At 72.5% G+C, this 7088-nt stretch carries 4 protein-coding genes; 2 read left to right on the forward strand and 2 right to left on the reverse strand.

From position 1 onward, the window contains the following. The first annotated feature begins 46 nt into the window (after positions 1-46). Positions 47-763, forward strand: coding sequence for a GntR family transcriptional regulator (locus AC2A1K_RS32150; RefSeq protein ID WP_483900425.1), 717 nt, complete (start codon positions 47-49; stop codon positions 761-763). A 330-nt stretch (positions 764-1093) separates the two neighbouring features. After that, complete coding sequence (locus AC2A1K_RS32155) at positions 1094-3766, forward strand: hypothetical protein (protein WP_483900426.1); 2673 nt, start codon at positions 1094-1096, stop codon at positions 3764-3766. Between the two features lie 19 nt (positions 3767-3785). Here AC2A1K_RS32155 and AC2A1K_RS32160 read toward each other — a convergent pair whose 3' ends face one another. Then, positions 3786-4754, reverse strand: a complete 969-nt coding sequence (locus tag AC2A1K_RS32160) for an aldo/keto reductase (protein WP_483900427.1) — start codon at positions 4752-4754, stop codon at positions 3786-3788. A gap of 222 nt (positions 4755-4976) precedes the next feature. Next, positions 4977-6812: a flavin-containing monooxygenase gene (locus AC2A1K_RS32165; RefSeq protein WP_483900428.1), complete on the reverse strand. Its 1836-nt coding sequence runs from the start codon at positions 6810-6812 to the stop codon at positions 4977-4979. Between the last annotated feature and the right edge of the window lie 276 nt (positions 6813-7088).

The raw sequence follows: 7088 nt of genomic DNA on the forward strand, positions 1-7088 counted from the left end.
TCTGCCGAGGAATCGGATCATGGGACGTTCCGCGTACGCTCGGCCCGTGACGCGCAGTGCTGCCTCCGCCTGGACGACCACCCTCGCCGAGCAGCGCGGGCGGCTCGAGGTCGGGTCGACGTCCGAGCGGGTGGCCGGGCTGCTGCGCACCCAGGTGCTCGACGGCACGCTGCGGCCCGGGGTCCAGCTGACCGAGGAGCAGCTCGTCGAGGCCCTCGGAGTCTCCCGCAACACCGTGCGCGAGGCCCTGCAGCGGCTCTCCGCGCAGCGCCTCGTCGAGCACCACCGCCACCGGGGCGTGTTCGTCCGGCGCCTCGACCTGAGCGACCTCGCCGACCTCTGCGGCCTGCGCCGCTCGCTCGAGTGCGGCGCCCTGCGCGAGGCGGCCGCCCGCGGCACGGTCGCCCCGGACGCCGCGTCGGCGGTCGTCGAGGCCGCCCGCGAGGGCGAGAGCGCCGCCGCGGCGGGCGACTGGGACGGCGCCGGCACGGCCAACGCCGCGGTGCACCTCGCGCTCGCCGCGGTCGCCGGCAACGCCCGCATCGACGAGGAGATGCGCGGGGTCGTCGCCGAGCTGCGGCTCGCGTTCGTCGTGCTCCCTGACGCGCGGGCGATGCACGAGCCCTACGTGGCCGAGAACGTCGCGCTCGCCACCCAGGTCGCCGAGGGCCGCCTGCTCGACGCCGCCACGTCGCTCGACGACTACCTGCGCCGCGCCGAGGCCCACCTGCTCGAGGCCTACGGCCAGACCCTCGAGGGCTGATCTCCCGGCGCACCCGGCGCCGATCTCCCCAAGCCCCGCACGACGGACGTGGTGTTCACCGAGCCGTCGCCCTCCTGACCCTGGACCCGACCGGTTCATGTCAACTATCGTCTGGGTTGTTCAACAATCCGTCAATAGAACCTTCAACGACACGAGGGTGTCCTGCATGCCACGCACCGACGTCATCTCCGGGCCTTCGACGTACCACTTGTGTGATGGCAGCGCGTATTGCTCTCATTCCGGACAGGTGATGTCGCGCTCAGTGGCGAGCGCCGGACGGACGACGACCTCATCGCTGGCCGCGATGGATCCGCAGGGGAGAACCGCCTGATGGCCGTGCAGTGCGCACTCGCCGGTTGCACCGAGGAGATCGACCAGCCGGAGAAGGGGCCGCGGCGCAAGTTCTGCTGCCCCGCTCACCGCACGGCGGCCAGGGCTGCGCGGTTGAGGTCGACGGCAGCGACACCTCCGGTGATCATGGCCGAGGAGGACGACGCCACCACGGCGCCCTCGCCGGCGGACGAGCGCGCCGCGGTCGTGGACGAGGAACCGGCGCCGACCGGCGCCACCGCCGAGACCGGCGACGCCGAGGAGGGCGGCGACGCCGACACGCTGCCGGAGACGGAGGTCGCGCAGCTCCCGGGCGTCACGCCGCCCGGCCCGACGATCAGGAGCGCGTCGCCCGACGACCGTCCGCCGCGCACCGCCGGCGCCGTCCCGCCGGCCCTCAAGCGCCAGCCGGTGCCGCTGCGCCGGGTGCGGCGCGAGCCGCGGCGCGCCCGTGCGGTCATCGCCGGCACGCTCGTCGTCGCCATGGCGTTCGGCGGCGGGGTGTCGCTGCTCGACCGGACCGAGGACCCGGCCTCGACCGTCGGTGCCCAGCGCCCGACCGGCCCTGCGGCGAACGGCCAGTGGCTGGCCGAGGCGAACGTGGCGCTGGCGTCGCTGTCGCACCAGCTCGACGTCGCCCGCGCGTCCGAGGCCCGCTGGGCCGCCGCACTGGACGGCCTGCGGCCCCCGACCGAGGTGCAGGCGCTCGTCAACCGGCGTCAGTGGCTCGAGCGGCAGATGCTCCTGCTGCAGTCGCAGATCGGCGCCTACAACAACCTCGACCAGGCGCGCGCCGCCCTCGTGCTCGCGCAGCGGAACCTCGACGGCCTCAACGCCGCGACGGCACAGCCGACGACGACGGTCGGCACCGGCGCGGCCGACCTCGTGGCGCAGCGCGACGCCGCCCAGCGCCAGGTCGAGCTCCTGCAGCTCCAGGTCCAGACGCTCGAGCAGGACGTCTCCCGGGTGACGGCGGCGCCGATGCCCGACACCACGGACATCACCGCTCCCCTGGCCCAGCAGGTCGACGACATCGTGGCCGACCCGGCGCGCCGGGGCGGCCCCCAGGGCAACAACCCTGCCGTCCTCGCGCAGAGCGACCCGGCGACGGTCTCCCGCGAGCCGTCGTCGGGCGACCGGCCCGTCGCGCTCCCCGATTCCGGCGAGCCGCCGCAGCCGCGCGGCGGGGGCTCCCTCGAGGCCCTGGGCAGCCCACTGCTCGGCGAGGGCGGAGGCCTCGACGACTTCCCCGAGCCGGTCACCCGGCCGGTCAGCGAGGCGCCGCGTGAGGTCACCCGCGCCGCGGGCGACACCGTCGGCGACGTCGGTGAGACGGCGGGCGGCGCCGTCGACGACCTCGGCGACACCGCCGGCGACACCGTCGACGGCCTGGGACGCACCGCAGGCGGCGCGGTCGGCGGCCTCGGGCGCACCGTGGGCGGCCCCGTCGGCGAGGTGGGCGAGACGGCGGGCGGCGCCGTCGACGACCTCGGCGACACCGCCGGCGACACCGTCGACGGCCTGGGACGCACCGCGGGCGGCGCGGTCGGCGGCCTCGGTCGCGCAGCCGGCGACACCCTCGGCGGCCTGCTCGACGGTCCCGCCGACCGCTCCGGCCGGGCGGTGCCCGACGCCGAGGGCACAGACGCCCCCGACGTCTCCACCCTGTACTCGCGTCCCTTCCGGACCGTCACCTCACCGCTCGGCGAGGACGGCCTGCTCGGTCGGGACAGCCCGCTCGGCGGGGGCGAGACCCCGACCGACACCGACACGGCGACCGACGCCGAGAGCAGGCCGCAGGACGACGGCGCCACGGACGCGACGAACCCCGCCGACTCGTCGAACGACGCCCCGGTGTCCTCGCTGCTCGCCCCGCCGGTCCCCGGCGCGAACGAGGAGGATGCCGACCCGTCCGGAGCGCCCGACGAGACGTCCACCGAGCCGGCCGGCGACGCGGAGCCGGCGAGTGACGCCCGCGTCGTCCCCGCTGCCCGCACCACCGACGGGTCCCCGGACGGCGGGCCCACCGAGGGCACCGACCTCCCGGACGGCCAGACCATCGCGCGAGAGACCCGCCAGCGCGCGACGGAGGAGGTCCGCCGGACCCTCGACGAGGCCACCGGCGGCGGGGACGGTGCTGAGCAGACCGGCGGAGACCTCGCCCGCCAGATCGGGGACCGTGTCCGCGAGCAGGTCCGCGAGCAGGTCCGCGAGCAGGTCCGCGATTCGGTCGAGCCAGCCACCGACGGCATCGCGAGCGAGGACGAGCCGAACGTCGCCGACGAGCCCAGCGGCCAGGACGGCGCCGAGCAGGAAGACACCGAGCAGGAAGACACCGAGCAGAGCACGTCGAGTTCGGAGGACGACGACAGCGGGGAACGCCGCTCCTGGGCCGTGTCGGAGTCGGAGAGCTCGTCGTCGAGCGACGACGACAGCAGCCACGACGACAGCAGCCACGACGACAGCAGCCACGACGACAGCAGCGACGACGACAGCAGCGATGACACCGAGTCGTCCGCGTCGAGCAGCGGCGACGACGGCGACTCCTCGTCCGACAGCGGCGACGACAGCGACTCCTCGTCCGACAGCGGCGACTCCTCGTCCGACAGCGGCGGCGACAGCGGCGGCGACAGCGGCGGCGACAGCGGCGGCGACAGCGGCGGCGACGACTGAGCCCGACCGACGCCGAGCCTCAACGATGCCCGGCCACGCCCCGGGGCTCGTAGCGCTCCTCGAGGCCGGCGATCTCGTCGTCGTCGAGGCGCAGGTCGAGTGCGGCGATCGCGTCGGCGAGGTGGTGCTCCTTCGTGGCTCCGATGATCGGCGCGTCGACGACGGGGTTCGCCAGCACCCACGCGAGCGCGACCTGGGCGCGCGAGACACCGCGCTTCTCGGCCACCTCGGCGACCTTCTCGACGATGTGTCGGTCGGTGTCGCGGTAGAGCTTCTTACCGACCTCGTCGGTCTCGAGGCGGTCGGTCGACTCGTCCCAGTCGCGGGTGAGGCGGCCTCGCGCGAGCGGGCTCCACGGGATCGACCCGACGCCCTCGTCGGCGCAGAGCGGGAGCATCTCCCGCTCCTCCTCGCGGTAGAGCAGGTTGTAGTGGTCCTGCATCGTGATGAAGCGGCTCCACCCGTTCACGTCCTGCAGGTGCAGCGCCTTGGAGAACTGCCACGCCCACATCGACGACGCCCCGATGTAGCGCGCCTTCCCCGCCTTGACCACGTCGTGGAGCGCCTCGAGCGTCTCCTCGATCGGCGTCTCGTAGTCCCAGCGGTGGATCTGGTACAGGTCCACGTAGTCCATGTTCAGACGGCGCAGCGAGGCGTCGATGCCGGTCATGATCGCCTTGCGCGAGAGACCCGCGCCGTTGGGACCCTGACGCATGCGATTGAAGATCTTCGTGGCGACGACGATCTCGTCCCGGTCGGCCATCTGGTTCAGCCAGCGCCCGGTGATCTCCTCGGACGTCCCGGCGGAGTAGACGTCCGCGGTGTCGAAGAAGTTGATCCCCGCATCCAGCGCCTGGCGGAAGAAGGGCTCGGCCTGGTCGGCGGGCAGCGCCCAGGGCCACCGGTCGTTCGCCTCGCCGTAGCTCATACAACCAAGACAGATCCGGGAGACGTCGAGACCCGTCATCCCGAGCTTCGTGTACTCCATGTCACCAGCGTGCCCCACCGACCGCTGGTCGACTCCCGTCCGCACCGGAAATCGGCTGGACATCAACCGCGCTTGCGTGGGTCCGGTGTTCTGCGCCGACGAGAAACTGCGCGCCCTGCCGCGTGCCGCGCAGCGGGTCCGCGCCGAGCTGGGTGCCTGACGACAGGTGGGCGGAAAGACGTGCCGGAGCACGTCCTTCCGCTCGCCTGCGCGCAGCGGACCTCACGCCGTGTGGTGCGACTCCTGGCGCGCGTGGACCGGCGTCGGGATGCCCACCGACCGCGCCTTGAGCTGCAACGCGAGGTAGAGCGAGTAGAAGCGCGACTGGTGCAGGTTGCCGCCGTGGAAGAACAGGTTGTCCTGCTGGGTCGGCTTCCACATGTTGCGCTGCTCGCCCTCCCAGGGACCGGGGTCCTTGGTGGTGTCCGACCCGAGGCCCCAGACCTTGCCGACCCTGTCGGCCATCTCCTGGCCGATGATGTCGGCGGCGCGCTGGTTCATCGACCCGTAGCCGGTGGCCAGCACGACCAGATCGGCCTCGAGGCGGGTGCCGTCGTCGAGCACGACCTCGTTCTCGGTCAGCTCGATGATCTGGCCCTTGGCGAGCTTGACCCGCCCGTCGGCGACGAGGTCGGCCGCGCCCACGTCGATGTAGTAGCCCGAGCCGCGGCGGAGGTACTTCATGAACAGCCCGGAGTCGTCGTCCCCGAAGTCGAGGTCGAAGCCCGCCTCGGTGAGCTTGCGGTAGAACTCCGCGTCGACCTCGCGGGCCTTGTCGTAGATCGGCTTCTGGAAGGTGTGCATGATCCGGTACGGCAGCGACGCGAAGATCATGTCCGCGGTGTAGGTGTCGACGCCCGCCGCGAGCGCACGTTCGGAGTAGAGGTCACCGAGTCCGTACTCCATGAGCGTGTCGGACTTGATGATGTGCGTGGAGCTGCGCTGCACCATCGTCACGTCCGCGCCGACCTCCCAGAGGGCCCCGCAGATGTCGAACGCCGAGTTGTTGGACCCGACGACGACGACCTTCTTGCCCTTGTAGGCGTCCGGGCCCGGGTGCTGGCTGGAGTGCTGCACCTCGCCCTGGAACCTCTCGCGACCCGGGATGTCGGGGATGTTCGGCTTACCCGAGACCCCGAGCGCGAACACCAGCTGCTGCGGGCGCAGCGTGACTTCCTCACCGGCCCGGTCGACGACGACCGACCACTCCCCGGCGGACTCGTCGAACGTCGCGCTCTTCGCGGTGGTGGAGCCCCAGTAGTTCAGCTCCATGACCCGCGTGTACATCTCGAGCCAGTCGCCGATCTTGTCCTTCGGCGCGAACACCGGCCAGTTGTCGGGGAACTTCAGGTAGGGCAGGTGGTCGTACCAGACCGGGTCGTGCAGGGCGAGGCTCTTGTAGCGCTTGCGCCAGGAGTCGCCGGGCCGCTCGTTGGACTCGACGATGATCGTCTCGACGCCCAGCTGGCGCAGCCGCGCGCCCAGCGCGATGCCACCCTGGCCGCCGCCGATGATCACGACCTCGGGCTGGCGGGTGTAGCCCAGCTCGGCGGCCTCGGCCTCACGCCGCTCGCGCCAGGTGACGCGGTCGGGGTTCGCACCGTGCTCGGTGCCGAACGGGCGACGCTCGCCGCGCGGTTCCTCGTGGCCCTTGAGCTCGTCGAGTGTGGTCAGCAGCGTCCAAGCCTTGCCCTCGGCGGTCAGCCGCAGGTGTCCGGTGCCCCGCCCGATCGCGGTCTCGAACGTCAGCCACGCCTCGGTGACGCCGGCCGGATCCCCTTCTTGGCCGGCCTCGGTCGGCGTCCCGTCGACCGAGAAGCTCACCGGCGACGCCTGCCGCGCCGCCTCCGAGCGCACCAGGTCCGCGGCTCCGGCGGGCCCCTCGACGGTGACCAGATTCCAGGTGAACGACACGAGGTCGCGCCAGTAGGACTCGTCCGCGAACAGCGCCGCGGTGCGGTCGCCGTCCCCGGCCGAGAGCGCGTCGGCGAACTCGGTGAGCCAGGTGCTCACCCGCCGATCGGTCTCGGTGCGCCCGCTCTCCGCCGTCTGCGTCACTGCTGCCTCCACTGCGGGCGACGTTCCGTGCCGACCGGGGCGGCCGCCCGCCTCTGCCCACGGTCTGCGTGTGGCGTGGAAGACAGTGAAGCCGATCACGCACATCGAGGGCAGAGGTTGCACGCAGGTTGCTTGGGTGCGCCGCGGGCACCTAGACGAGTAAGTCCGAACGGCGTGGTGGCCGGGAAGGAGGGCGGAGGGCGCCCAAGATCCGTTTGTGACGACAGACCTGGACACCCTCCTGACCGGACTCTACGTCTACATCGACGACCATCT

This window comes from Actinomycetospora sp. 2LY8.5 (assembly GCF_057180585.1).